Genomic DNA, 25033 nt, shown 5'->3' with positions numbered 1-25033 from the left:
CGCACGGAACTCACGACTGGGTGGGCAGGAGGCGGCTCCGCGAGCAGGGCCGCCCGGTCCGGGCAGGTCACTCCGAGGCGTCTGCGTCCACATCGGCCTCCGCGTCGTCAGTGCCTGCGGGCTCCGCGCCGGTGACGAACTCGCTCAGGTGCTGCGAGAGGGCGAGCCGGCTGGGCTCGTGGCAGTACATCATGTGCCCCGCCTCGTAGTACTCGATGCGGATCCGCTCGCTGTAGTCCTCGCGCGGGATCGCGAGCTGGGCGAGCACGGTCTCGCTGGCGTGGAACGGGGTCGCGGCGTCGTGATAGCCGTGGGAGACCAGCACCTTGGTGTGCGGGGACTTCCGCAGCAGCCGGGAGAGGTCCGAGGCGACCTCGACCGAGCGGTTCTCGAAATCCTTGTAGCTCCACGGATGGACACGGCCGGACATGATCTCGTAGATCACGTCGGAGGAGAACTCGAGCTCGCTGCGAAGATACTGGTTGATCGCCGCGGTGTACGACGGGGCGAGCTGATCGATCGACGGATCGGTCTCCATCCTCGCGGAGTTCCCGTTCCCGGCCGGGGCGGTGAAGCGACCGTCGATGCGACCCGTGACCAGGCCCTGATCGCGCAGCAGCTCGGCGAGGAAGGCCAGATGCTCCACGCGCAGGTCCGCGCGCTCCACCCAGTCCGGGTCCACCCCGATCAGTGCGCCGATGCGGGCCGCGGCTTCCTGCGTCTGCTCAGGTGCCAGGCGCAGACCGGCCGCGAGCAGCGCCGGGTACTCCTGCTCGGCGAAGGCCTCCGCCTCGTCGACCACGTCCTGCAGCAGCCGGCCCTCATGCTTGCCGTGCGCATGGGCGATCGCGGCATAGGTGGGCAGGTAATGGATGTACGGGCTGTCGTTGCCCTCGGAGAACACGATCGTGCCGAAGTCGAGTACCGGGGAGATCAGCGCGATCCCGGCAACGGCCACGTAGTAGCGGTCCATCAGGTGCGCGGCGACCGCGGAGGCGCGGGTGGTGCCGTAGGACTCCCCGGCCAGGTGGATCGGGGAGGTCCAGCGCTGATTGCGGCTCAGCCAGTCGATGATGAACGCGGCGATGAGATCGCGGTCGGCGGTGAGCCCGTGATGGCGATCCGGCTTCTGCCCGGGTGCGGGACGGGAGTAGCCGGTGGTCATCGCATCGACCACCACGAGATCGGCGTCGCGCAGGATCGTCTCGTGGTTGTCCAGCAGTCGGTGCGGGGGAGCGGTCGGGGAGCCGGCATCCCCGGAATCCACGCGGCGCGGCCCCAGCAGGCCCAGATGCAGCCAGACCGTCGAGGCGCCCGGACCGCCGTTGAACGCGAACATCACCGGACGCGGCCCCGCACCCTCGACGCCCTGGGCGACATACGAGACGGAGAACAGCTCCGCGTAGGCGGCGCCGCGCCCGTACTCCTCGCCCTCGGGCTCCTCCTTCAGCACCACAGTGCCGGCGGTGGCCGTGTAGTCGAGCGTCCCGTCGGGGAGTGCGAGCGAGTGCAGCGTGGTGACCAGGTGGTCCTCACGGGCGGGCTTCTCGGCGGCGGATGACGGGACGGTGGCGGTGTTCTCGTGGGTGCTGGCGGGGCGGGGCTGGTCGGTCACTCATGCTCCTTCATCGGATGCGGTGTCGGCATCGATGGTATGCGAGCTGCGCAGGGCAAGGACCAGGTGGGGAGCGCGCACCCGGGGATGGTGCCTGGTGGGGTGACCTGGTGACCTGGTGACCTGGTGGCCCGGTCGCCCGCGGCTCGTCGCGCCGCGACACGCAGGCGTGGAACGCGCGAATCCACCGATATCTTCCAGGAACGGAAGATATCGGTGGATTCGATGGCGAGCGCACGGCGTGTCTGGGGCCGGGCTCCTCCAGCGCGTCCTTCGCCGCGAGGTCTTGGCTCCTGCCCGGTGTGTCCGGGGCCAGGAAGGTGGGGCAAGGCCAGGGAGGGACGTGCTCAGTCGAGCGCCGCGATGTCGCGGGGCTCCTCCGCGCCGTCCTCGTTCTCGCGCACGACCATCCGGATCGGGTCCAGCTTCGTCCACAGGATGAAGAGGATCCCGACGATGTGCATCGCCAGTCCCGCCCAGAGGTTGGCGTTCAGCCCGCCGGTCTTCGCGGCCTCGACGGGGGTGAAGGCGAACAGGCCCATCCCCAGCAGGACCAGGCCGAACAGGCCCAGCAGGGAGCCGATGAAGTTGCGGATGTCGAAGGCGCCTGCGGTCCGGACCGCAGCGGCTTCGGGGGTGCCGGATCCGCGGTCCGCGGTCGGGTTCTGATCCTTGTGTGTGCTCATGGGTTCTCTCTTCCGTCCGCGCTCAGGCGAAGACGATGTTCAGGATGATGACCAGGACCAGGGCGATGCCGGCCATGGGGGCGGGACGGCGCCAGAAGGGCAGGTCCTTCTCCTCGGGATCCACGAGGTCTGCCTTCGGGGTCTCCGAGTAGACCAGGCCCTTCAGCTCATGCGCGGGCTTCGGGGCGGTGAACCGGGTGACGATCACCGAGACCACGATGTCGACGACGAACGCGGTCGCGGCGCTCACGAAGGCGAGGCCCTGGCCCGGCAGCTCGAAGACGCCGAAGAAGGTGGAGGCGCTCCACAGGGCGACGGCGGCGAGGGTGCCGGAGACCAGGCCGGCCCAGCCGGCCGTCGGCGTCATCCGCTTCCAGAACATGCCCAGGATGAAGGTCGCGAACAGCGGGGCGTTGAAGAATCCGAAGAGGGTCTGCAGGTAGTCCATGAGGTTCGAGAACTGCCCGGCGATCAGTGCGGTGAAGATCGCGATCACGCAGGCCGCGGCGGTCGCGATGCGGCCCACCTTCATGTAGTGGCCGTCGGGCGCGTCCTTCTTCACGTACTGCTGGTAGAGGTCGTAGCTGACCACCGTGTTGAAGGCGGAGATGTTCGCGGCCATACCGGCCATGAACGCGGCGAGCAGGCCGGCGATCGCCACGCCCAGCAGGCCGTTGGGCAGCACGTCCCGCATGAGCAGCAGCAGGGCGTCGTTGTAGGTGACGCCGGTGGCCGCGGCACCGGCCGCGTCCCCGCCCACGTCCAGCTGCTTGAACTCGGTGAGCTCGCCGACCAGGATCGCGGCGATCATGCCGGGGACGATCACGATGAAGGGGATCAGCATCTTGGGGAAGGCGCCGATGATCGGGGTCATCCGGGCGGCGGTGATCGACTTGCTGGCCATCGCGCGCTGGACCTCCACGAAGTTCGTGGTCCAGTAGCCGAAGGAGAGCACGAAGCCGAGGCCGAACACGATGCCCACCACGGACAGCACCGGGCTGTCGAAGCCGGAGAGCGCCTGGCCGGGCCAGGTGTGCAGCTGCTCCTCGCCGAGCATGCCGTCACCGGCGATGCGCTCCTTCATCCCGCTCCACCCGCCCACGCGGTGCAGGCCGATCAGGGTCAGCGGCAGCAGCGCTGCGACGATCACGAAGAACTGCAGCACCTCGTTGTAGATCGCGGCGGAGAGCCCGCCCACGGTGATGTAGAACAGCACGAACGCGGCGGCGAGCACGAGGCCCACCCACATCGGCCAGCCCAGCAGGCGGTTCACGATGGTGGCGAGCAGCGAGAGGTTCACGCCGGCGATCAGCAGCTGCGCGACGGCGAAGCTGATGGAGTTCACCAGGTGCGCCCCGGTGCCGAAGCGCATGCGCATGAACTCGGGGACCGAGCGCACCTTGGAGCCGTAGTAGAAGGGCATCATCACCACGCCCAGGAACAGCATCGCCGGGACGGCGCCGACCCAGAAGTAGTGCATGGTCGGCATGCCGTACTGGGCGCCGGTGGCGGACATGCCCATGATCTCGACGGCGCCGAGGTTGGCGGAGATGAAGGCGAGGCCGGTGACCCAGGCGGGCAGCGAGCGGCCCGAGAGGAAGAACTCGATGGAGGTGGAGACGCCGCGCTTGGCGTACCAGCCCACTCCGAGCACGAAGGCGAAGTACAACGCGATGATCGCGTAGTCGATCCACTGGGCGTCGAGGCGGAGGTCGACCATGAAGCAGTTCCTTGGGGACGGGGAGGGCGCGGTGGCGGCGAAGGCCGCGGCGGGCGCAGGTGATGCGGCATCTGGAGGTGCCGGAGCGTGACGTTACCACCGGGTAGTTCGTCATGGGCGCCGGATGCGGGCAACTGCGGGCCAGGAGGGCGGCAGTGTGGTGCTTACCGCATCTGCGGGGCCCTGAGCGGGGCTCTTGCGGGGCCCGGGGCAGCGCGCGGTGAGGGGCTCGGCGGGGCTGCGCGGCGCGCCGGATCGCGCCCCCTTCTCAAATCGTGAACGTTCACGGTAGCATCCTTGCCATCCACCGGATCGACGCTATGCTCGGGTGGAATTCACCGACGAATTGTGACAGGGAGAGCGATGACGCCACGTCTTTCACGCCGAGCCGCGTTGGCGGGGGGCGGAGCGGCAGTCGCCGCCGGCCTCGCCGCCTGCGCGCCGCCTAACCCCGGTGAGGTGAATGCAGCACCCACCATTCCGCCCGCGGAGGGCAAGGTGCACCTCTCCTACTGGGCCTGGCTCAAGGACCTGCAAAACGTCTGCGATGTCTTCAACGAGTCGCAGGACCGGATCCAGGTCGACGCCACCTGGATACCCGGGGGCAACACCGGCGGCTACGCGAAGATCCTCTCCGCCATCGCCGCCGGCGGCGGCCCGGACATCGCCCAGGTCGAGCTGCGCCAGATCCCCGAGTTCGCCCTCGCCGGCGCCCTGGTGGATCTCTCCCGCTACGGCTTCGACGAGCAGGAGTCCCTGTTCGATCCAGGAGCCATCAGCCAGGCGAAGGTCGGCGACACCATCTGGGGCGTCCCGCAGGACACCGGCCCCGTGGCCACCTTCTACAACCGCGAGGTGCTCGAGGAGGAGCTGGGCCTTTCCGTCCCCGCCACCTGGGATGAGTTCTACGAGACGGCGGGCATCGTCTCCGAGGCCGGCAAGATGCTGATCAGCCTGGACCCCTCCGACGGCTCCCACCCGATCGCCTGGGTGATGCAGGCCGGCGCGAACTGGTTCCGTCCCGAGGGTGACGGCTGGATCGTCGACATGACCGGCGACGCCTCGATGCGGGTTGCCGAGTACTGGGACCGCATCTTCGCCGAGAAGCTGGTGGGCACCGGATACGGCTCGTTCACGACCCCCTGGTACGCCGCGGCGGCCGACGGGAACGTGCTCGCCTCCATCAGCGGGTCCTGGTCCGATGCGCTGGCCAAGACCATCCCCGGCGGCGAGGGCAAATGGGCCGTGGCGCCCATGCCCACCTGGCCCGACGGCTATGCCTCGGGCGGGCACGGCGGATCGGCCGCAGCGGTCTCCTCCACCAGCGCGCATCCGGCCGAGGCGCTCGAGTTCCTGACCTGGATGTGCACCGACCCCGCCGGGATCGACGCCATGATCGAGCACTCCGGCATCGGCTGGTCCCCGGCGGCCGACTACATCGGGAAGATCCGCCAGCAGCCCGACGACTTCTTCTCCGGACAGAACTACAACGAAGACGTCATCGTCCCGATGGCCGAGGGCCAGAACCTCGAGTGGACCTGGGCACCGCTGATGCAGCGCGTCCAGGCCATCGTCGGGGACGGCATGACCACCGCCGTCACCGGCGAAGTCCCGCTCGCAGACATGTTCGCCGCAGCGCAGACGGAGATCGTCGAGATCATGCGCACCATCGGCCTGAACGCGGAGGAGGCACGATGAGATCGAGAACTGCCCCATGGGTGCTGCTGGCACCCTTCCTGATCCTGTTCATCGGCACCATGATCATCCCGATCATCATGGCGATCGGCTACAGCTTCACCCGGGTCGAGCGCAAGGGCCTGCTGGGCGAGGGCGGTACCGAGAGCGTCTTCGCGGGCCTGGACAACTATCTCGCCGCGCTGACCAACGTCAACTTCATCGAGTCGATCGGGCGCATGATCCTGTTCGGCGTGGTGCAGGTGACCGTGATGATCGTGGCCGCCACGATCCTGGCGCTGCTGCTGGAGAGCGCCTCGGCGAAGTGGCCGGGCTTCTTCCGCGCCACCTACTTCCTGCCCTACGGGATCCCCGGCGTGATCGCCACGATCCTGTGGTCCTTCCTGTACATCCCCGGTCTCTCGCCGATCATCGACGTCCTCGCAGTGGTCGGGATCGACGTCGACTTCCTGGGCCCGAGCATGGTGCTGTGGTCGATCGCGAACATCGTGACCTGGACCTACACCGGCTACAACATGCTGATCATCATCGCGCAGCTGAAGTCGATCCCCGGTGATCTGTACGAGGCCGCGAAGCTCGACGGTGCGAGCTCGTTCCGGGTCGCGATGGCGATCCAGCTGCCGCTGATCCGCCCCGCCCTGATGCTCACGATCATCTTCTCGATCATCGGCACCCTGCAGCTGTTCGCCGAGCCGCGGCTGCTGCAGACGATGAGCGCAGGCATCACCTCGGAGTACACCCCGAACATGTCCGCCTACGCCTTCGCATTCCAGTACAACGACATCGGCATGGCGGCGGCGCAGTCCGTGATCATCGCACTGGCCGCCTTCCTGCTCTCGGCGGTTGCGCTGGGAGTCTCCAACTGGACGGAGAAGCGCTCATGAGCACCGCCGACACCACCACCACGACTCGCCCCGCAGGGCGTCGCAGGGACTCGGCCAAGGACTCCCGCGCCGGTTCTCGTGATGCGGGCCGCAAGCCCACCACCACGATCATCATCACCGCACTGCTGGTGATCGTGGCGCTCTACTTCCTGGTCCCCGTCTACTGGGTGCTGATCAACGCCACCAAGTCCACCGAGGATCTGTTCGGCACCGGCGGCTTCTGGTTCGGCGAGGACTTCCAGTTGCTGGAGAACCTCCGTGCCGTGCTCGACGCCAACGGCGGCATCTTTCCCCGCTGGGGCTTGAACTCGCTGCTCTATGCGGGGGTGGGCTCGGTGCTGGCGACCTACTTCGCCACCGCCGCCGGTTACGCCCTGGCCAAGTACCGCTTCCGGGGCCGGAACTTCGTGTACGCGCTGGTCCTGGGAGGCGTGCTGGTCCCCGGCACCGCCGTCGCCCTGCCGCTGTTCTTCCTGTTCAGCTCGATGGGCATCACCAACACCTACTGGTCGGTGCTGATCCCCTCGCTGGTGAGCCCCTTCGGGCTGTTCCTCGCCTCGATCTACGCGAGCGCCGCGGTGCCCGAGGAGATGCTCGAGGCGGGCCGGATCGACGGGGTGGGGGAGCTGGGCCTGTTCCATCGCCTCGCGCTGCCGCAGCTGACCCCGGCTCTGGTGACCATCCTGCTGTTCCAGTTCGTCGCGATCTGGAACAACTACATGCTCCCGCTGGTGATGCTGGCCGACGAGAAGCTCTACCCGATCACCCTGGGCCTGGACAACTGGCGGGCCCAGACGGACCGGCTGCCGGAGTTCTACCAGCTCACCATCGGTGGCGCCCTGCTCTCGGTGATCCCGTTGGCGATCCTCATCCTGGTGCTGCAGCGCTTCTGGCGCGGCGGCCTCACGGAGGGCTCGGTCAAGGGCTGACCCCTACAGCCTGACCCTTACAGCCTGACCCATGGTCGGGCACCGATGCTCAGGCGCCGGTGCCCGACCAGCGTCATGTGGGGGCGGTGAGGCGCCGGGAGGCGTCGGCCCTTGCCACGGGCGCCTGCGCATCGTTCGATAGAGGCATGCGCACCACCTCTGCCTCCGCACACCCCGAGCTGCGGCGCCCCCAGGTGCGCCGTCGCTCGCTGCTGGCCACCTCGGCGCTGCTGCCGCCTCTCGCCCTGGGCCTGGCCGCGTGCGGAGGGCAGGATGAGGGCGAGGGCCCGGATCTCGCCGCGGAGCTGCCACGGGCCGCGCCGGGCCCGGCGGACGATGCCGGCGGCGTCGCGATTCCCTTCACCGCGAGGATGCTCGGCGCGATCGACCGCGCGGAGGTCAACGCGGTCTGCTCGCCGCTGTCCGCGCAGGTCGCGCTCACGATGGTCGGCATGGGGGCGGCCGGGCAGACCCTCCAGCAGATGGAAGAGGTGCTCGGTGGGAGCATGGAGGTCCTCGCCGAGGGTGCGAACACGCTCTCGCAGCTGCTGGCCACCGTCGGCGACGAGGAGCGGGAGCTCGATGACGACGAGGCGCCCGAGCCGGCCCGTGCCTCGCTCGTGAACGGGACCTGGCTCCAGGAGGGCTTCGAGATCCAGGAGACCTTCCTCGAAGACCTTGCCACCTGGTTCGGCAGCGGGCTCTTCGAGGCGGACTTCACCGACGACGCCGAGCGTGAGCAGGCCCGGGAGGAGATCAACGAGTGGGTCGCCGACTCCACCGACGACCTCATCGAAGAGCTGATCCCCGAGGGCATCCTGGACTCGAACACCCGCCTCGTGCTGGTCAACGCCCTGCACCTGAAGGCCGCTTGGCCCGAGGAGCTCACGAAGGGCGGCGGCACCTTCACCACTGCGGACGGCTCGGAGCTGAGCGCCGAGATGCTCCACGGCAGCACCTCCACCTGGTACGAGGACGAAGTGTGCCGGGCGACCTCTCTGGGCACCTACGGCGAAGACCTCGCGCTCGCGCTCGTGCAGCCCACCGGTGACCTCACCGACGTCCTCGATGCCTGGGCGGAGGCCGCATCCGGGAAGGATTCTGGTCTCGCCGCCCTGCTGAGCGGGCTCGAGGACTCGCAGGCCTCCACCCAGCTGGCCGTCCCCGCCTTTGACATCGGCTGGGAATCCGCGCTCAAGGACACGCTCAAGAGCCTCGGCATGACCGACGCCTTCGGCAAGGAGGCTGACTTCTCGGGCATTACCGGCGCGGTGGACCTGGTGATCGACGAGGTGCTGCAGAAGGCCGTGATCACGATCGACGAGCAGGGGATGGAGGCCGCCGCGGCGACCGCGGTGGTGATGGCCGAGACCTCCGCCCAGATCCCTGACCAGGAGCTCGTGCTGGACTCGCCCTTCCTGTTCCTCGCCTATGAGCGCTCCACGCTCGCCCCGCTGGTGGTCGGCTGGATCGGCGATCCCACCGAGACCCGCTGACGGACAGTCCCGAGCTGCAGCGGTGCCGGCGACTAGCCTGGTCGCACGCACTTCTGGATCGTTCTCGCAATGGAGGAGACATGACCGCTGCACGCCCCTGGCCGCTCGGAGTCGACGGGATCGCCTACGGCGGGGACTACAACCCCGAGCAGTGGCCCCGGGAGGTCCGGCTCGAGGACATCGAGCTGATGCGCGAGGCCGGCGTGAGTCTGCTCAGCGTCGCGATCTTCTCCTGGGCCATGCTCGAGCCGCGCGAGGGCGAGTACGACTTCGGCTGGCTCGACGAGGTGATGGACGACCTCGCCGACGCCGGGATCAAGGTCGCTCTCGCCACTGCGACCGCCTCCCCGCCGCCGTGGCTCACCCGGAACCACCCCGAGATCCTCCCGGTCACCGAGGACGGCACCGTGCTCGGCCAGGGCGGCCGACAGGCCTACGCCGTCTCCTCGCCTCTGTTCCGCGAGTACGCGCTGCGGATGACCCGCGTGATGGCCGAGCGGTACCGGGAGCATCCCGCGCTCGCGCTCTGGCATGTCGACAACGAGCTGGGCTGTCACGTGCCCCATGACTTCTCCGACCACGCCGCCGCAGCCTTCCGTCGCTGGCTGGAGGTGCGCTACGAGAGCATCGAGGCGCTGAACCACGCCTGGGGCACCGCCTTCTGGTCCCAGCGCTACGATTCCTTCGAGGAGATCCTGCCGCCGCGCGCCGCGCCCACCTACGCCAATCCCACCCAGCAGCTCGACTTCGCCCGCTACTCGAGCGACGAGCTGCTCACCCACTACCGGGCGCTGCGCGACGTGCTGCGCGAAGTCACCCCGCACGTCCCCGCCACCACCAACTTCATGCTCTCGAGCGCCACGAAGTGGATGGATTACTACTCCTGGGCGGGAGACGTGGACGTGGTCGCCAACGACCACTACCTGATCGCGGCCGATCCGCGCGGCCAGATCGAGCTGGCCTTCGCCGCGGACCTCTCCCGTGGCGTCGCCGGCGGTGACCCGTGGATCCTCATGGAGCACTCCACCTCCGCGGTGAACTGGCAGCCCCGCAACCGCACCAAGGGTCGCGGGGAGATGCTGCGCAACTCCCTCTCGCACGTCGCTCGCGGGGCCGACGGGGTGATGTTCTTCCAGTGGCGCCAGTCCCAGGCCGGCGCCGAGAAGTTCCACTCGGCGATGGTCCCGCACGGCGGGCGCGACACCGACGTGTGGCGCGGCACCGTGGCTCTGGGCCGCGCCCTGGAGTCCCTCGCCCCGGTCCATGGCAGCCGTGTGCTGAACCGGGTGGCGCTGGTCATGGACTATCCCTCCTGGTGGGCCAGCGAGCTGGACTCCCACCCCACCCAGGCCCTGCGCTACAGCGAGGAGATGCTGCGCTGGTACACCGCGCTGTGGGACCTCGGCATCGGGGTGGACATCGTCCCCACCAGCGCTGATCTGACGGGCTACGAGCTGGTGATCGCTCCGACCCTCTACACGGTCAGCGCCCAGGAGGCGGAGCGCCTGGACGAGGCCGCCCGTGCCGGAGCGCAGGTCGTGATCACCTTCTTCTCCGGGATCGTGGACGAGAACGAGCACATCTACCTCGGGGGCTACCCGGGCGCATTCCGAGACCTGCTGGGCGTGCGCACCGAGGAGTTCTACGCCCTGCAGGAGGGCGAGATCCTGCACCTGGATGACGGCACCGCCGCGGACATGTGGAGCGAGAAGACGCACCTCGAGGGTGCCGAAGCGATGCGCTCCTGGGCCGATGGTCCGCTGCACGGCTGGCCCGCGATCACCCGCAATGCCGTGGGGGAGGAGGGAGGCGCCGCCTGGTACGTGGCCGCCCATCCGGTGGCGGAGGGGCTCGAGACGCTGGTGGCGGAGGTCGTCGGCGCCGCGGGCGTGGAACCGACTGTGCCCGGCCTGCACCGCGATGTCGAGGCGGTGCGCCGCTTCGCCGAGGACGGCACCACCTATCTCTTCGTGCTCAACCACTCCGATCGCGATCAGGTGGTGCAGGTCAGTGGTCGGGAGCTGCTGCGCGACACCGAGGCGGACGGCGCCCACACCGTGCCCGTCGGCGCTGTCGCGGTGATCCGCGAGAGCTGAGCGACTGCGGGGCGTCGGGGCGTTGCCTGCCCTGCCGCCCGCTCCTGAGACACTGATGGAAGACGTGTGACCCGAGAGGACCTTCGACGATGACTGCCCTGCTCCAGCCCACCCCGGACGGGTTCCTCCGTGACGGGGAGCCGCATGTGGTGGTCTCCGGCGCGATCCACTACTTCCGCGTCCATCCTCAGCAGTGGCGCGACCGGCTGCGCCGCCTGGTCGCGATGGGCTGCAACACAGTGGAGACCTACGTGGCCTGGAACGTGCACCAGCCGGCCCGCGACGTCACCACCTTCGAGGGCTTCGCGGATCTGGGAGGCTTCCTCGACATCGCCGCGGAGGAGGGCCTCGACGCGATCGTGCGCCCCGGCCCGTACATCTGCGCCGAATGGGAGAACGGAGGCTTCCCCGGCTGGATCCTCGCGGACCGCAACCTCCGCCTGCGCAACCGCAACGCCCCCTATCTGGAGCTGGTCGACGCCTGGTTCGATCAGCTGATTCCGGTGATCGCCCACCGACAGGCGGCTCGCGGCGGCAACGTGGTGATGGTGCAGGTGGAGAACGAGTACGGCAGCTTCGGTGACGACACGGTGTACCTCGCGCACCTGCGCGACGGTCTGATCGCGCGCGGCATCGAGGAGCTGCTGGTGACCTCCGACGGGCCGGCACGGATGTGGCTGACCGGTGGCGCGGTCGACGGCGCGCTCGCGACCGTGAACTTCGGCTCCCGTGCTCTGGAGGTGCTGGCGATGGCCGAGGAGGAGCTGCCCGCCCAGCCGCAGATGTGCATGGAGTTCTGGAACGGCTGGTTCGACCACTGGGGCGAGGGGCACCACGAACGGACCGGCGGGGACGCCGCCGGGGAGCTCGCCGACATGCTCGATCACGGCATGAGCGTGAACTTCTACATGGCCCATGGCGGCACCAACTTCGGCCTGCAGGCCGGTGCCAACCACTTCGGCTTCCTCCAGCCCACCACCACCAGCTATGACTACGACGCCCCGATCGCGGAGAACGGTGCGCTGACCGAGAAGTTCCGCGCCTTCCGGGAGGTGATCGCGGAGCATCGTGAGCTGCCCCCGCTCGAGGAGCACCTCGAGCAGCTGGAGCTCGTCGCGCAGCCGGCGACTCTGCCTGCCGGAGACGTGAGGGTCGAGAAGCTCGCCTCGTTGCGCGGCACCGAGCGGTTCACCCGCGCCGCCGAGGTGCATCCCACGCCGCCCGCCTTCGAGGATGTCGGGCTGGAGCGGGGCCTTCTGCGACTCTCCCGGGAGATCGAGATCGCGGCGGTCGAGCGTGAAGGACGCCCCGAGATCTCCCCGCTGAAGCTCTACGACCTGCATGATCGTGCCTGGGTCTATGTGGACGGGGTCTACCTCGGGGCGACCGGCGTGGTCGGCAACGAGGAGAGCGAGATCGACCCGGCCACGATCGAGCTGACCCCGTTCCTCGGGCGGCTGCTGCCCGACGGCGGGCGCCGCACCGTGCGCGTCGAGATCCTGGTGGAGAACCTGGGACGCGTGAACTTCGGACCGAAGCTCGGGGAGCGCAAGGGCATCCTCGGCGGTGTCTGGCAGACCATCCGCTTCCTCAACGGCTGGGAGGCCGATTCCTGGCCGCTTGAGGAGATGGGGGCAGAGCTCGCCGCGCTGCTCGAGGCCGCTCCCTCGCTCACGGCCGGGCCCCACTCGGCGCTCACCGCCGGGGCCGACACTGCAGCATCCGACGCCGCACCACGCGCCACTGCAGCCAACGACGCTGCAGCATCCGATGCCGACGCGCTCCCGGTGCTGGTGGGCGCGTCCTTCGAGGCGGAGAGTCCCGCCGACACCTTCCTCGACGTCTCCGGCGCTGGCCACGGGGTGGCTTACGTGAACGGCTTCTGCGTGGGCCGCTATTGGAACATCGGTCCCCAGCTGACCCTCTACGTCCCCGCACCGCTGGTGCGCGAGGGCCGCAACGAGGTGCTGCTGCTGGATCTCGAGAAGCAGCCCACGCGGCTCGCGCTCGCCGCGGAGCACCGATTCGGGCGCACCGACGACTGAGAGCACGCGCTCCTGCAGAACACTGCAGGCCCGACCGGCTCTGCTTGACAGGGTGCCCCAGATCGGAAATGCTCCCACAATACCTGTAAATCGGTTAACAACAGTTGGGCACTGCGCTCCTCACACGAAGCTGTGACGATGAAGCGGTGCTGTCCCGGCTCCTCTCGAAAGCGGTCCCCTCATGAAAGACCTCCGGATCGGCGTCATCGGCTTCGGATCCCGCCATTACCTGGCCCTGCGTGCCCACCAGCCGGGGGAGGGCTCGGCGATCACCGTCGTCGCCGACCCGAGCGAGCTCGGCAAGGCGAACGCTCGCAAAGCGCTCGGCGAGGAGATCCCGACCGTGGATACCGTCGAGCAGCTGCTGGCCGACCATGAGGTCGACGCGGTCATGATCCTCACCCCTGACTTCGCGCATGCCTCGGTCGCGCTGACCACCCTCGAGGCGGGGATCCCCACCTTCTGCGAGAAGCCCATGGCGATCAGCGTCGAGGACACCGACGCGATGCTCGCGCTCGCGAAGGAGAAGCGGGCTCGGCTGTACATCGGCCACAACATGCGCCACATGCCGGTGGTGCGCCAGATGAAGGCGATCGTCGACTCGGGCCGCATCGGCCGGGTGCGCGCGATCTGGTGCCGGCACTTCGTGGGTGCCGGCGGCGACTTCTACTTCAAGGACTGGCACGCCGAGCGTGCGAAGTCGATGAGCCTGCTGCTGCAGAAGGGCGCCCACGACATCGACGTGATCCACTGGCTCGCCGGCGGCTACACCCGCCGGGTCTCCGGCATCGGTGACCTCGCCGTCTATGGCGACATTACCGATCGGCGCGACAACTCCGACCGCCTGATGCGCGACTGGTACGACGCCGACATCTGGCCACCCACGGCTCAGAAGGAGCTGAACCCCGTCATCGATGTCGAGGACATCTCGATGCTCAACATGACGCTGGACAACGGCGTGCTCGCCTCCTACCAGCAGTGTCACTTCACGCCCGACTACTTCCGCAATTACACGGTGATCGGGGACGCGGGCAGGATCGAGAACATGGGGGACGGCAGCGGGGACCAGATCCATATCTGGGAATCGCGCCGTTCGGGCCCCGGCCGGCCCGACGCCGTCGAGGTCATCGCCCGGGCCGACGGCGGCCACGGCGGCGCCGATCCCAGCCTGGTCGCCGAGTTCCTGCGCTTCGCCCGCTCCGGCGGGACCACCGAGGTCTCCGCCATTGCCGCACGTGAGGCCGTGGCCACCGGGGTGTACGGCGCGGAGTCGATCCGCAGCGGCGGGGTGCCGCTGGACGTGCCGCCGGTCCCGCAGGAACTGCGCGACTACTTCGACGACGGGCAGGTCTGAGCCCGGTCAGGTCCTCCGCGCAGGCGGTCCCGCTCGCTGTTGCTCCGGTCGTCGCGCAGGCGGTCGTGACGGCACCGTGGCTTGTAGCATCGCTGTCGGATCTCAGCCCGCCGCCCACGGCATCGCTGCCGTGCAAGGAGCCCCGATGACCAGTGCCGTCCCCACCACTCGTCGCGTGATGCCGACCGACCTTCCCGAAGCGTGGTCCGGTGCCGCGACCTGGACTCAGACGGCCGCCGGCGCCCAGCCCTGGCGGGTGGCCCCGGCGCAGCTCGAGCGGATCATGAACGCCGAGGTCGAGGAGCTGGCACGGATCCCCAACGGGGTGCGCCTGGCGGTCGACACCGATGCCAGCGCCCTCGAGGTCGAGCTGACCACCACAGAGGCGCATGCGAATTCGGCGCGGTGCCTGGATGTCGTGGTGGACGGTGAGCTGGTGGCGACCCGGGAGGCCGGTGGGAACGTGACCGCTCGCATCGAGCTGCCGGGAAAGCTCGCCCGGGTGGAGCTCCGGCTGCCTCACGCCGCCCCGACCACTGTCCAACAGGTGCTCCTGCACTCCGTCACCCAGCTGGCCCCGGCCCCGCCCCGCGGCCCCCGCTGGGCTGTCCACGGCAGCTCGATCACCCAGTGCAACCAGGCAGACAGCCCCACCGGGACCTGGCCCGCGCTGGTCGCCGCCCAGAACTCCTACGAGCTCACGGCACTGGGCATGTCCGGGCAGTGCCACCTGGACCCGCCGCTGGCCGAGACCATCGGCCGCTCGCGTCCCGATCTCGTCACCCTGTGCCTCGGTGCGAACGTCTACGGCGCGAACACCTTCTCCGAGCGCAGCCTGCCCCCGGCGATGATCGGCTTCGTCGACTACGTGCGCCGTCTGACCGAGGCGCCGATCGTGGTGATGAGCTCGATCGCCGCCGGTCCCCACCGCGAGGACCAGCCCAACGCCGTCGGTCTCACCCAGCGTCAGATCCGCGACCTGGTCCATCGCAGCGTCGAGGTGCTGCAGCGCCTCGATCCGCTGATCAGCCTGATCGACGGCACCGAGATCCTCGGCTTCGACGAGATGGAGCTCCTCGGCGACCTGCTGCATCCCACTGCGGAGGGCTATCGGGTGATGGCCGAGCGGCTCGCGCCGCGGCTGGCGGGCCTGCTCGACTGAGGCACGCTCCCCGTCGCAACCGTCGCAACCGTCGCAACCGTCGCAACCGTCGCAACCGTCAGAACCGTCGGAACCGTCGTGGCACGATGCCCCCATGCGCATCGCACTCATCGGCGGCAAGGGCGGCGTGGGCAGCTCCCTGGTCGCGGCATGGCGGCACCAGCACGAGCTGACCGTCCTGGACCGCAGCACTGAACCTGTCGACGGGGTCCGCGACATCGTCGCGCCGGCTGACGATCCTGTCGCGCTCGCCGAAACGCTCGAGGGGGTCGAGGCGGTGGTCCATCTGGCCGCTCATCTGCCGCGGGGGACCGAAGCCGAGCAGCTGCCCGGCACGGCGGAGGCGATCTCGACCAACGTCGGAGCGGTGCTGCTCGCTCTGCGCATGGCCCGCCGGTCCGGAGCCCGGTCCTTCGTGCACATCAGCTCTCTGTCCGTCTTCTCCCGCTACTGCATCGACCCGGTCCCGGCCGGTGCGGCACCGGACGAGACTCTGCTGTACGGGCTCACCCAGCGCCTCGCCGAGAGCGCACTGCGGATCTCGGCCGAGGGTGAGGCGCCCACTCCGGAGGAGGGGCCGATCGCGGTGACCTCTCTACGGCTGGCGTTCCCGACCACCGCGCAGGACTGGCCGCGTTGGAAGACCCCGGTCGAGCCGGAGAAGGACGCGCAGCTGATGCGCATGGGCGATGGCACGGTGCACGCAGCGATGCATCCCGAGGACCTGGTCGCCGCCGTATGGGCTGCGCTGCACCGGGACCGCGGTGGCCGTTACGAGGCGATCGCCGTGACCTCAGCGCCCCACGCGATCGATGACGACGCGGCGCAGCAGCTGCTCGACTGGCGGCCCCGGCACGTGCTCGGTGCCGGGGCCTGACCAGGTCGCTCTCTGTGCGCGGGCCTCAGGCCGTGGCGCCGTGGGCGGTGACGACCTTGCCCGCGTAGCGGCGGCGGAAGCGCTCGATGCGGCCTGCGGTGTCTACCACGCCACCGCGTCCGGTCCAGAAGGGATGCGAGGCCGAGGAGACCTCGACGTCGACGACCGGGTACTCGCGGCCATCCTCCCAGGTCATGGTGCGCTCGGAGGTGCGAGTCGAGTTCGTGAGGAAGGCGGTCCCGGCGCTCCGGTCACGGAAGACGACGGGGCGGTAGTCGGGGTGGATGTTCTTCTGCATGAGGATCTCCTCCGTTGATGACTGAAAGTTCAACGGTGGGGCGGGGCTGAGTATTCCCGCTCGGGGGAGCACTTTTCCAGCCGACCGGGTCCGGGGCGGTTCGGACCGGTCGTCATGGGGAGGCTGGGCCGTTCAGCGCAGCGGCGGAGTGAGCGGCTCAGCGGATCTCGCAGTGCGCCGTGAGCGCCGCTCAGCGGATCGCGCAGTATGCCGCGAGCGCCGCGTCGACGTCTGCTGTTGCCACCGCTCCGGCATGGACGGGCCAGGACGCGGCGACGTAACCATCCGGTCGCACCAGGTACAGGTGGTCGTCGTGCAGTCGTCCGAGCGAGTCCGGCGGGAAGGTGAGCGGTCCCTCGATCCAGTCTGGCGCGGAGGTGGGCCGGGCCGCCACGATCCCGTAGGTGTGCAGCTGCCAGGCCATTGCGCCCAGGGCTGCCGCGTTCTCCTGCGTCGGCGGCAGTCGCAGGCCGACGGCCCGGTCGCGCGCCCAGCGCGGCGGCGACTGTCCCTTCGGGACCGCGTGGTACCGGATCCGGTACTGGCCGAGCAGCCCCGCGGCGTACGGACCGAACGGGGTGCGCAGCAGCCGCGGCGCGAGCACGGCGAGCACATCCCGGCCTCGTCGGCGCAGGAAGGCTGAGCGCCGGCCCGTCCGGGCGATCGCCCCGAAGGCACGGTCGGTCGCCCGGATCAAGGTGAGTGCGACCGGTCGACGCTCGTCCTCGTAGCGGTCCAGCGCCGCCTCGTCGAGGTGCCCTGCGGTGACATCTGCCAGCAGGTTCGCCAGGTGATGGGCATCCTGCAGGCCGGTGTTCATACCCTGACCGCCCACGGGGGAGTGCACATGGGCCGCGTCCCCGGCGAGGAACACCGGGCCCGTCCGGAACTCCGCGGCGACCCGGTGATGGACCCGGTAGGCAGAGAACCAGTCGACTCGCTCATAGCGGATGCCGAGATCCTCCCGTGCGCCGGCCAGAGCCTCCTCCTGCTCGGGGTGGGCATCGCCGTGCAGCCAGATCAGCCGCGCATGACCGTTCGGCCCCAGCGGGAAGAGGAGCGCGAAACGCTCCTGGCCGAGACGCACCGACAATGCATCGGGCGGGGCGTCCTCGACCCCGCGCAGATCGGCGACGCAGAAAGCCGCATCGTCGGTCACGCCCTCGAAGTCGAGGCCCAGCTGGTGGCGCACCGGCGAGCTCGCCCCGTCGGCTCCGATCAGCCAACGGCAGCGGATCCGCAGCGGGCCGTCCGGCCCCTCGACCAGCGCCTCGACCGGACCCTCGGCATGACCGTCGACGAGCGCCTCGACCGGCCGTTCGGCGGCCCCTTCGACCGGCCCTTCGGCGAGCCCCTCCGGTCTGACAGCGCTCTCTGCGGCCTGCACCTCGAAGGAGATCAGCCGGTGCCCGAACAGCACCGGTCGACCCTCCGTGGCGAGCGTCTCGCCCAGCAGCGCCTCGGTGCGGCTCTGCTCGAAGATCTGGGCGCCGGGGAACGGGGTCCATCCCTGCTGCCGGGCGGCGAACTCGATCCCGGCCGGGTCTCGCCCGCCGCGCAGGCGGAGGCCAGCGGCGCTCTGGCCATCCTGCAGCACAGGCTGGGCAAGTCCCAGCTGATCGAGGATCTCCATGCTCCGGGCTTGGACCACAATCGCCCGCGACTCCCGGGTGGGCCCCGGTTTCGGGTCGATGACCAGGGCGGATACTCCGCGTCGGGCGAGGACCAGGCCCGCCATCACGCCCGTCGGCCCGGCGCCGACGATCAGCACGTCGGTCTCTGTCAGTGGTGGTTCCGGCGTGCTCATCACGGTGGCACCTCGTCTCGCGGCGGCTCGAGAGCGGGCCATGATGCCACGGTAGACCCCTGCTGTGACGGCGTCACCCTGCTGATCGCCGCTCTCGGCGCCGCGGGCCTGATCCTGTCCTGGTTGCGCCGTCGCGGTGAGATGCGCAAGCACGGGGTCGCAGTCGAGCCGGCGAAGGTCTACTGGGCCAAGGCCGCCGCGGGCGTCGTGGTGCTGGGCTTCTTCGCCTACCTGCTGGCGAAGCCCTCCGGCGGGCTCCCGATCGTGCTGGCGGTCGCCGCCTGCTTCATCGGCGGCGCCGCGGTCACCGGCGGCGCCGGCAAGATCTCGGGCGCGATGATCGGTGCGCTGATCAGGGGCGTGCTGAACATCGGCCTGTCGATCCTGGCCGTGGATCCCTCGTGGCAGATGACCATCAAGGGCCTGGTGCTGCTGGCTGCAGTCGCCTTCGACCTGGTCTGCAAGAAGCGCGGGGCCGCGGTGGCCTGAACCGGCCCCCACAGCACCCTGACTCGGCCCCGGCCCGCCTGAACAGGCGGGCCGGGGCCGATTCGGATGGCCCACGGCGAGCGAGCCGTAGGTTGCTCTCCTCATACGGCTCTATGGGGGACGCAACCTACGGCTCGCTCTTCTGTTCAGGGCTCGGCTCGGGGCTCGGCCCCCTGGGGCCCCGGCTCAGCCGGCCAAGCTCAGCTCAGCCGGTCAGCTCAGCCGGCCCGACTCAGGCTGCGGCGCCGGCCAGCTCACGCTGGGGGTGACGCGCCTGCTGGCGCGCCAGGTGCGCCGCGGAGGACAGGTCCACCTCGACGACGGGATAGATGTTCCCGTCCTCCCAGGTGGTGGTGTGCTCCGACGTGCGCGTGGAGCGGGTGAGGTAGCGCAGGCCCGCGCTCTGGTCACGGAAGACGACGAGATGCGGCTGGGGGGACTGCATTCGATGCTCGGGATTCATGGTCTGGTACTGCATGGGACTACTCCTTCGAAGTCGGCCCTGGGCCGACGGATGTCTGGGTCCGGCAGGGTGCCGGGATGCGCGAGGTGCGCAGGATGCGAGCTGTCCGCTGGGGCGGACGTTCGCTGGCCGGGCGCCGCTGGGGCGGGCCGTGGCCGGTGGCGCGCACCGGTCGCGAAGCTCCACGGGAGGCCGCCGAGTCGGCGGGATGGAGGCGGTGCGAGGGCGCAGGCCCTGCGAGGCGAGCTCGGGGTGCGCTGCCGTCATGGCAGTGCGCGAGCTGCGGGGTTCGCAGTGATCGAGTGGACGGGTCTCACGTCCAGGTGGCGGGATTCTCCGCCAGGTGACGACACGTCGTCGGTCCGGCTCACAGGCTCGACCACCCATGAACTCGTAGGACGCTACCAGGGAACAACCGGGAAGCCCAGTGCTTTATTCCCGACGCCATATCCGTGGCGGGATCTGATGTTGCAATCACCCCTGGCGGAGCGATGACTCCTCGCCAGTGGCGCGTCGCACGAAGGCTCGGTGCGCGGCGATGATCAGCCACAGGAGCACCCCGACGCTGATCAGCCCGATGGCGATGTGCAGCACGCCGTTTGTGGTCGCATCCCAGGCGGTGTGGAGGATGATCGCGCCGACGTAGGACACGACCAGGGCGAGCACACCGCGACCCTTGTGGGTGGTCTCGACCAGGTACCACAGCGCCGCGCAGATCGAGCCGGTCCAGGCCACGTGACCGGCCGGCACCAGGATCCCGCGCAGCACCAGCGTCGCATCCAGCGCCCCCAGGCCGCCGTTCTTCGACAGCAGCGCGTTGAAGCCGTATCCCATGGTCTCGAGCACTGCGAAGCCTGTGGCCGAGGCGATGCCGATGACGATCCCGCCGCCGCGGGTGACCCGGTGGGCCAGCGCCAGCACGATCAGCGGCACCACCAGCTTCGCCGACTCCTCGATGATGCCGACCAGCAGGATCGACGCCCTGCCGAGCACGAGTCCGGCGATGGCCTCCTCAAGACCGGCGGCGCAGATCCCGAACAGTCCGCCCAGCACGGCGGTGAGCAGCACGATCCGGGTGGGCACGAGCGCGCCCACCTTGCTGGACTGCGCCAGCAGCAGCACCGTGAGCGGGATCGTCGCCGCGCCCACCAGCAAGATGGTGGGCAGCAAGGTCGGGTTCCTGGTCAGGAGCATGATCGTAAAAGTCGCGAGATAGGCGAGGATCCCGATGCCCAGGGTGAGGAGCCACGAGAACCGCAGGTACCAGGGGTATGCGACGGGGGCCGATGGGTGCGGCGCTGTGACGGTGGGCCGTGATGCGTCAATGGGCTGGGTGGACATCGCCAGATCCTTCGTCCAGTCGCGGGAGGCTCTCGCTCACCCGGGGTGAGGCGTCGTCATCGCGGCGGCGTCAAGGCCAGTATGCGCCTGTGGTTCCTGTCCTGAAGGCCTTGTGGCGTGTGAGCCGGGGAACGTGGTGGCGCGAGTCGGGGAGCCCAGGGGGGATCAGGGAGCATCGTCCTCCCGGTGCCCCTTTCGCGCCTCCGGGTCCACGAGCATCAGCACGTCCGCCGGTCCGCCTTCGGCGCCGAAGGCGTGGGGCAGCATCGTGTCGAACTCGGCGGACTGGTTGGTGCCGACCCGGTAGCGACGCTCGCCCAGCAGCAGGGTCAGCGTCCCGGAGAGGACCACCAGCCATTCGTGTCCGGGATGGGCGCGCATCCGGGACAGTTCCGGCGGCGGACCGGTCACTCGCCTGCGCAGGATCACCGAGTCGGGGGAGTGGCGGATGCGCCAGCGGAGCGTGTCCAGGCCGTGGTCGGAGCTCGGGTGGGAGACCACTTCCTCGGTCTGCATCTCGACCAGCTCATCGAGGCCGGTGTCCAGCGCCCGAGCGAGCGTGACCAGCTGATCGAGCGCCAGGCGGCGCTGCCCGTTCTCGATCCTCGACAGCGTGGAGGGGCTGATGTGGGCACGGGCGGCGAGTTCGCCGAGCGAGAGGCCCTGGGCGTGGCGCAGGGCACGCAGCCGCTGGCGCACCAGGCCATCCACACCCTCAGAAGTTTGCGTCATGGGCAAGATGCTATGCAGGCGCGGCAAGGCGTGTCTAGCGTGGCGAGCATGAACGCACCTCACGCTCTCCAGTCCCAGTCCCAGTCCCAGTCCCAGTCCCAGTCCCAGTCCCAGTCCCAGGGTCTGCCCGCCGAGCTCGTCGACCTCGCCGTGATCGGCGGCGGGGCCGCCGGCCTGAACGGCGCGCTGATGCTCGCCCGCTCCCGCCGCAGTGTCGTCGTGATCGACTCCGGCACCCCGCGCAACGCCCCGGCCGAAGGGATCCACGCCCTGCTCGGCAACGAGGGCACCCCTCCGGCCGACTACCTCGCCCGCGGCCGCGCCGAGGTGCGGCAGTACGGCGGGCTCGTCGTCGCCGGGGAGGTCGCCTCCGCACGCGCCGCCGCACCGTCGGCGGAGGGCGACCTGCGGTTCGAGATCGTCCTCGCCGACGGCCGCACCCTCACCGCGCGCCAGCTGCTGGTGGCCAGCGGGATCCGCGACGAGCTGCCCGAGATCCCGGGACTCGCCCAGCACTGGGGGCGCGGACTCGTGCACTGCCCCTTCTGCCACGGCTGGGAGGTGCGCGACCAGGCGATCGGCGTGATCGCCACCCGGCCCGCCTCCCTCCACCAGGCGCTCATGTTCCGCGCCCTCACCGAGGACGTCACCGTGTTCGCGCCCGGGATCGAGATCGACGACGATGCCCGCGAGCGCTGCGAGGCGCTCGGCATCACCGTGCGCGAGTCCCCGATCCAGGAGATCGTCGCGAGCGAGGATGGCGGCATCACCGGGGTGCGGCTCGAGGGCGGCGAGCTGGTGCCGCGCTCCGTGCTCACGGTCGCGACGGTCATGACCCCGCGGCTGGACGGACTCGAGGACCTCGGTCTCGAGATCGAGGAGCTGCCCGGCGGGATGGGCCAGAAGATCGCCACCGGCTTCGCCGGAGCGACCGAGGTGCCCGGGGTGTGGGTCGCGGGCAACGCTGCGGACCCCATGGCGCAGGTCGGGGCCTCGGCCGCGGGCGGTGCGCTCGCCGGCGGGCACATCCAGGGCATGCTCGTGATGGCCGACGCCGACGCGGCGATCGCCGCGCACCGGGCGCGCCGCGCCGCCTGAGCCCGGCGCGCCGCCTGAGCACGCCGCGCCCCGTAGAGCGCTCGCGCGGTCGGTGCGCACGGTCGAACGTTGCAGAGCTGGCGGAATGGAGGACGCGGGACCCATTCCCCCGCCTTTGCAACGGTGGAGCGTGACCGGGTGAACTCAGCGTGACCGGGGTGCTCAGCGTGACCGGGTGAACTCAGCGTGACCGGGGTGCTCAGCGTGACCGGGGGAGCTCAGCGCACCCGGCGCAGGCCCCGCTCACGCAGCACCAGCAGGCCCAGGGGCACCAGGACCAGCGCGGCGCCCACGGCGCCGACCAGCAGCGGCCCCTGCACCCCGAGCCCGCTGCCGAGAGCCGTCCCCGCCAGTCCGGTGCCGATCGCCGTGCCGAGGTTGAACATCGCCGTCGGCATCGAGGTGGCGAGCGTCGAGGCCTCGCCGCCGTAGCGGTTCGCGAGCCCTACCAGCACCGGGTTCGCCGAGAGGCTCACCAGCCCCAGCAGCACGAACAGGAGGAGCATCAGCGCCGGCTGCGCGGGGAGCAGCAGCAGCAGGGCCAGGGCGATCACGAGCGTCGCTGCCGCGGTGAGCACGGGGGTGGCGAACGGACGGGTGTCGCCCATCCAGCCGGCGAGGATCGAGCCGACCAGTGCCGCGAGGCCGAAGCCCATCAGTGCGACCGGCACCCCCAGCTCGGGGATCCCGGCGGCGTCGGTGAGGATCGGGGAGATGAAGCTGTAGATCGACAACGCTCCGCCGGTGACCATCGCGCAGGTCGCCAGCACCAGCCACAGCCTTCCCGAGCGCAGGGACGCGAGCTCGGCCCGCACCGAGGGGAGGGCCCCGGACCTGCTCGCGGCCGGCACCATCCGGGCCACTGCCGCGGCGAGCACGGCAGCGAGCACGGCGAGCAGCCAGAAGGTGCCGCGCCAGCCGATGAACTGCCCGACGAGCGCCCCGAGCGGCACTCCGAGCACGTTGGCGACCATGCCGCCGCCCAGCATGATGCCGAGCGCGCGGGAGCGGATCCGAGGTCCGGTGGCGTCGACGGCGGCGACCGAGGCGACCGCCCAGAACGCTCCGGTGGCCACGGCGGTGACGAAGCGGGTGCCCAGCAGCACGCCGAAGCTGCCGGTGAGCGCACCGACGGCGTGGCCGGCGGAGAAGATCACGAGCGCTGCGGTGAGGGTGACGCGACGGGGCACGCGCAGGGTGGCCAGCGCCATCGTCGGCGCGCCGAGGATCATCCCGACCGCGAAGACGGTGATCGCGTGGCCCGCCTGGGCGACGGTCACCGAGAAGTCCCCGGCGACCGAGGTGAGCAGGCCGGCGAAGACGAACTCGGTGGTGGCCATGAGGAAGGTCCCGGCGGTCAGCACGTAGATCACCGGGGGCAGGGCGGTCGGTGCGGCAGAGGTCGAGGTGGGCGGGAGCGTCGCGGTCAAGGAGGTGCCTTTCGGGGGCGGAGAGAGTCCGGGGGCGGAGAGAGCAGGGAATGGGCGGAAGGTCAGAGGGTGAGCAGCACCTTGGTGGCACGCCGCTCGTCCATCGCCCGGTAGCCCTCGGCGGCATCGGCCAGCGGCAGCGTGAGGTCGAAGACCTTGCCCGGGTCGATCTTCCGGTCCCAGACCAGCTGGATCAGCTCGGGCAGGTAGCGGCGCACCGGAGCCGGCCCGCCATGGAGATGGACGGCGGAGAAGAACAGCTCACCGCCCGGCAGCTGGACATCATGCGAGACGCCCACGAAGCCCACGGAGCCGCCGGGGCGTGTCGAGCGGATCGCCTGCATCATCGACTCCTGGGTGCCGACGGCCTCGATCGTGGAGTGCGCGCCGAGCCCGCCGGTGAGCTCTTTCAGCCGGGTCACGCCCTCGTCACCGCGCTCGGTGATGATGTCGGTCGCACCGTGCTCGCGGGCCAGCGCCTTCCGGTCCGGGTGGCGGCTGAAGATGATGATGCGCTCGGCGCCCATCTGCTGCGCGGCCAGCACTCCCATCAGGCCCACGGCGCCGTCACCGACCACGGCGACGATCCTTCCGGGGCCGGCCTGGGCGGCGTCGGCCGCGAACCAGCCGGTGCCCAGCACGTCGGAGGTGGCCAGCAGTGAGGGGATGAGGTCCGCGTCGGGCCGGCCGGGGGTGGCGACCAGGGTGCCGTCGGCGAAGGGGATCCGGGCCTTCTCGGCCTGGGTGCCGATCGCGCCGTCCACGAAGATGGCGTTCACACAGCGGGAGGGGTGGCCCTCGAGGCAGATCTCGAGT

20 protein-coding genes and 1 pseudogene are annotated in these 25033 nt (G+C 70.0%); 11 read left to right on the top strand and 10 right to left on the bottom strand.

Translation table 11 applies throughout. The annotated features are described in order from the left end of the window. Positions 1 to 67: 67 nt before the first annotated feature. From ACT3SQ_RS08015 to ACT3SQ_RS08005, 3 genes are all read right to left on the bottom strand, one after another. Complete coding sequence (locus ACT3SQ_RS08015) at positions 68 to 1615, bottom strand: S10 family peptidase (protein ID WP_441445341.1); 1548 nt, start codon at positions 1613 to 1615, stop codon at positions 68 to 70. A 347-nt stretch (positions 1616 to 1962) separates the two neighbouring features. Further along, positions 1963 to 2301, bottom strand: coding sequence for a hypothetical protein (locus tag ACT3SQ_RS08010; protein ID WP_441445342.1), 339 nt, complete (start codon positions 2299 to 2301; stop codon positions 1963 to 1965). A gap of 22 nt (positions 2302 to 2323) precedes the next feature. Continuing rightward, positions 2324 to 4021 (bottom strand): sodium:solute symporter family protein, encoded by a 1698-nt coding sequence (locus ACT3SQ_RS08005; protein WP_441445343.1) that lies wholly within the window; start codon positions 4019 to 4021, stop codon positions 2324 to 2326. A 459-nt stretch (positions 4022 to 4480) separates the two neighbouring features. Between ACT3SQ_RS08005 and ACT3SQ_RS08000 the strand changes: the two genes are divergently transcribed. From ACT3SQ_RS08000 to ACT3SQ_RS07960, 9 genes are all read left to right on the top strand, one after another. Further along, positions 4481 to 5719 carry an ABC transporter substrate-binding protein gene (locus tag ACT3SQ_RS08000; protein ID WP_444599110.1) on the top strand — a complete coding sequence of 413 codons (1239 nt, stop codon included), beginning with the start codon at positions 4481 to 4483 and terminating at the stop codon, positions 5717 to 5719. Continuing rightward, the gene (locus ACT3SQ_RS07995; RefSeq protein WP_441445345.1) at positions 5716 to 6600 is read left to right on the top strand and encodes a carbohydrate ABC transporter permease; all 885 of its coding nucleotides are present in this window, start codon (positions 5716 to 5718) and stop codon (positions 6598 to 6600) included. The genes ACT3SQ_RS08000 and ACT3SQ_RS07995 overlap by 4 nt, the downstream gene beginning before the upstream one ends. After that, on the top strand, positions 6597 to 7529 hold the full coding sequence (locus tag ACT3SQ_RS07990; protein ID WP_441445346.1) for a carbohydrate ABC transporter permease: 933 nt from the start codon (positions 6597 to 6599) through the stop codon (positions 7527 to 7529). Before ACT3SQ_RS07995 ends, ACT3SQ_RS07990 begins: the two co-directional genes overlap by 4 nt. Positions 7530 to 7675: 146 nt before the next feature. Then, positions 7676 to 9025, top strand: a complete 1350-nt coding sequence (locus ACT3SQ_RS07985; RefSeq protein ID WP_441445347.1) for a serpin family protein — start codon at positions 7676 to 7678, stop codon at positions 9023 to 9025. 80 nt (positions 9026 to 9105) lie between these two features. Continuing rightward, positions 9106 to 11121 (top strand): beta-galactosidase, encoded by a 2016-nt coding sequence (locus ACT3SQ_RS07980; protein WP_441445348.1) that lies wholly within the window; start codon positions 9106 to 9108, stop codon positions 11119 to 11121. Positions 11122 to 11210: 89 nt separating this feature from the next. Next, positions 11211 to 13166 carry a glycoside hydrolase family 35 protein gene (locus tag ACT3SQ_RS07975; protein WP_441445349.1) on the top strand — a complete coding sequence of 652 codons (1956 nt, stop codon included), beginning with the start codon at positions 11211 to 11213 and terminating at the stop codon, positions 13164 to 13166. A 181-nt stretch (positions 13167 to 13347) separates the two neighbouring features. Beyond that, positions 13348 to 14520, top strand: coding sequence for a Gfo/Idh/MocA family protein (locus tag ACT3SQ_RS07970; RefSeq protein ID WP_441445350.1), 1173 nt, complete (start codon positions 13348 to 13350; stop codon positions 14518 to 14520). Between the two features lie 145 nt (positions 14521 to 14665). Beyond that, positions 14666 to 15682, top strand: a complete 1017-nt coding sequence (locus ACT3SQ_RS07965) for a GDSL-type esterase/lipase family protein (protein WP_441445351.1) — start codon at positions 14666 to 14668, stop codon at positions 15680 to 15682. Between the two features lie 94 nt (positions 15683 to 15776). Next, positions 15777 to 16559 (top strand): NAD-dependent epimerase/dehydratase family protein, encoded by a 783-nt coding sequence (locus ACT3SQ_RS07960; RefSeq protein WP_441445352.1) that lies wholly within the window; start codon positions 15777 to 15779, stop codon positions 16557 to 16559. A gap of 25 nt (positions 16560 to 16584) precedes the next feature. On the opposite strand, the gene ACT3SQ_RS07955 is transcribed toward ACT3SQ_RS07960, so the two are convergent. Both ACT3SQ_RS07955 and ACT3SQ_RS07950 read right to left on the bottom strand, forming a co-directional pair. Then, on the bottom strand, positions 16585 to 16857 hold the full coding sequence (locus ACT3SQ_RS07955; RefSeq protein ID WP_441445353.1) for a type B 50S ribosomal protein L31: 273 nt from the start codon (positions 16855 to 16857) through the stop codon (positions 16585 to 16587). Positions 16858 to 17047: 190 nt separating this feature from the next. Then, positions 17048 to 18706, bottom strand: coding sequence for an FAD-dependent monooxygenase (locus ACT3SQ_RS07950; RefSeq protein ID WP_444601037.1), 1659 nt, complete (start codon positions 18704 to 18706; stop codon positions 17048 to 17050). A 99-nt stretch (positions 18707 to 18805) separates the two neighbouring features. Between ACT3SQ_RS07950 and ACT3SQ_RS07945 the strand changes: the two genes are divergently transcribed. Beyond that, the gene (locus tag ACT3SQ_RS07945; RefSeq protein WP_442332873.1) at positions 18806 to 19153 is read left to right on the top strand and encodes a hypothetical protein; all 348 of its coding nucleotides are present in this window, start codon (positions 18806 to 18808) and stop codon (positions 19151 to 19153) included. A 232-nt stretch (positions 19154 to 19385) separates the two neighbouring features. On the opposite strand, the gene ACT3SQ_RS07940 is transcribed toward ACT3SQ_RS07945, so the two are convergent. From ACT3SQ_RS07940 to ACT3SQ_RS07930, 3 genes are all read right to left on the bottom strand, one after another. Then, the gene (locus ACT3SQ_RS07940) at positions 19386 to 19631 is read right to left on the bottom strand and encodes a hypothetical protein (RefSeq protein WP_441445356.1); all 246 of its coding nucleotides are present in this window, start codon (positions 19629 to 19631) and stop codon (positions 19386 to 19388) included. Positions 19632 to 20090: 459 nt separating this feature from the next. Next, positions 20091 to 20957, bottom strand: coding sequence for a PrsW family intramembrane metalloprotease (locus tag ACT3SQ_RS07935; protein WP_444599103.1), 867 nt, complete (start codon positions 20955 to 20957; stop codon positions 20091 to 20093). A 165-nt stretch (positions 20958 to 21122) separates the two neighbouring features. Then, the gene (locus ACT3SQ_RS07930) at positions 21123 to 21689 is read right to left on the bottom strand and encodes a helix-turn-helix domain-containing protein (RefSeq protein WP_441445358.1); all 567 of its coding nucleotides are present in this window, start codon (positions 21687 to 21689) and stop codon (positions 21123 to 21125) included. 48 nt (positions 21690 to 21737) lie between these two features. Here ACT3SQ_RS07930 and ACT3SQ_RS07925 point away from each other — a divergent pair, with 48 nt between their 5' ends. Next, complete coding sequence (locus ACT3SQ_RS07925; RefSeq protein ID WP_444601036.1) at positions 21738 to 22787, top strand: NAD(P)/FAD-dependent oxidoreductase; 1050 nt, start codon at positions 21738 to 21740, stop codon at positions 22785 to 22787. A gap of 218 nt (positions 22788 to 23005) precedes the next feature. Here ACT3SQ_RS07925 and ACT3SQ_RS07920 read toward each other — a convergent pair whose 3' ends face one another. Next, on the bottom strand, positions 23006 to 24217 hold the full coding sequence (locus ACT3SQ_RS07920; protein ID WP_444601035.1) for an MFS transporter: 1212 nt from the start codon (positions 24215 to 24217) through the stop codon (positions 23006 to 23008). A gap of 62 nt (positions 24218 to 24279) precedes the next feature. After that, positions 24280 to 25029: pseudogene (locus ACT3SQ_RS07915) on the bottom strand (zinc-binding dehydrogenase); the annotation flags it as partial. Positions 25030 to 25033: the final 4 nt, after the last annotated feature.

This window comes from Brachybacterium sp. AOP42-C2-15 (genome assembly GCF_052377065.1).
Lineage (GTDB): Bacteria > Actinomycetota > Actinomycetes > Actinomycetales > Dermabacteraceae > Brachybacterium.
The sequence above is the reverse complement of the archived record's forward strand: the minus strand, read 5'-3'. Positions and strand labels throughout refer to the sequence as shown.

Coding starts and splice junctions, on each gene's coding strand:
- ACT3SQ_RS08010 (WP_441445342.1), bottom strand. CDS start 2,301: ATGAGCACACACAAGGATCAGAACCCGACCGCGGACCGCGGATCCGGC.
- ACT3SQ_RS08005 (WP_441445343.1), bottom strand. CDS start 4,021: ATGGTCGACCTCCGCCTCGACGCCCAGTGGATCGACTACGCGATCATC.
- ACT3SQ_RS07995 (WP_441445345.1), top strand. CDS start 5,716: ATGAGATCGAGAACTGCCCCATGGGTGCTGCTGGCACCCTTCCTGATC.
- ACT3SQ_RS07990 (WP_441445346.1), top strand. CDS start 6,597: ATGAGCACCGCCGACACCACCACCACGACTCGCCCCGCAGGGCGTCGC.
- ACT3SQ_RS07985 (WP_441445347.1), top strand. CDS start 7,676: ATGCGCACCACCTCTGCCTCCGCACACCCCGAGCTGCGGCGCCCCCAG.
- ACT3SQ_RS07980 (WP_441445348.1), top strand. CDS start 9,106: ATGACCGCTGCACGCCCCTGGCCGCTCGGAGTCGACGGGATCGCCTAC.
- ACT3SQ_RS07975 (WP_441445349.1), top strand. CDS start 11,211: ATGACTGCCCTGCTCCAGCCCACCCCGGACGGGTTCCTCCGTGACGGG.
- ACT3SQ_RS07970 (WP_441445350.1), top strand. CDS start 13,348: ATGAAAGACCTCCGGATCGGCGTCATCGGCTTCGGATCCCGCCATTAC.
- ACT3SQ_RS07965 (WP_441445351.1), top strand. CDS start 14,666: ATGACCAGTGCCGTCCCCACCACTCGTCGCGTGATGCCGACCGACCTT.
- ACT3SQ_RS07960 (WP_441445352.1), top strand. CDS start 15,777: ATGCGCATCGCACTCATCGGCGGCAAGGGCGGCGTGGGCAGCTCCCTG.
- ACT3SQ_RS07955 (WP_441445353.1), bottom strand. CDS start 16,857: ATGCAGAAGAACATCCACCCCGACTACCGCCCCGTCGTCTTCCGTGAC.
- ACT3SQ_RS07950 (WP_444601037.1), bottom strand. CDS start 18,706: ATGGCCCGCTCTCGAGCCGCCGCGAGACGAGGTGCCACCGTGATGAGC.
- ACT3SQ_RS07945 (WP_442332873.1), top strand. CDS start 18,806: ATGCGCAAGCACGGGGTCGCAGTCGAGCCGGCGAAGGTCTACTGGGCC.
- ACT3SQ_RS07940 (WP_441445356.1), bottom strand. CDS start 19,631: ATGCAGTACCAGACCATGAATCCCGAGCATCGAATGCAGTCCCCCCAG.
- ACT3SQ_RS07935 (WP_444599103.1), bottom strand. CDS start 20,957: ATGTCCACCCAGCCCATTGACGCATCACGGCCCACCGTCACAGCGCCG.
- ACT3SQ_RS07930 (WP_441445358.1), bottom strand. CDS start 21,689: ATGACGCAAACTTCTGAGGGTGTGGATGGCCTGGTGCGCCAGCGGCTG.
- ACT3SQ_RS07925 (WP_444601036.1), top strand. CDS start 21,738: ATGAACGCACCTCACGCTCTCCAGTCCCAGTCCCAGTCCCAGTCCCAG.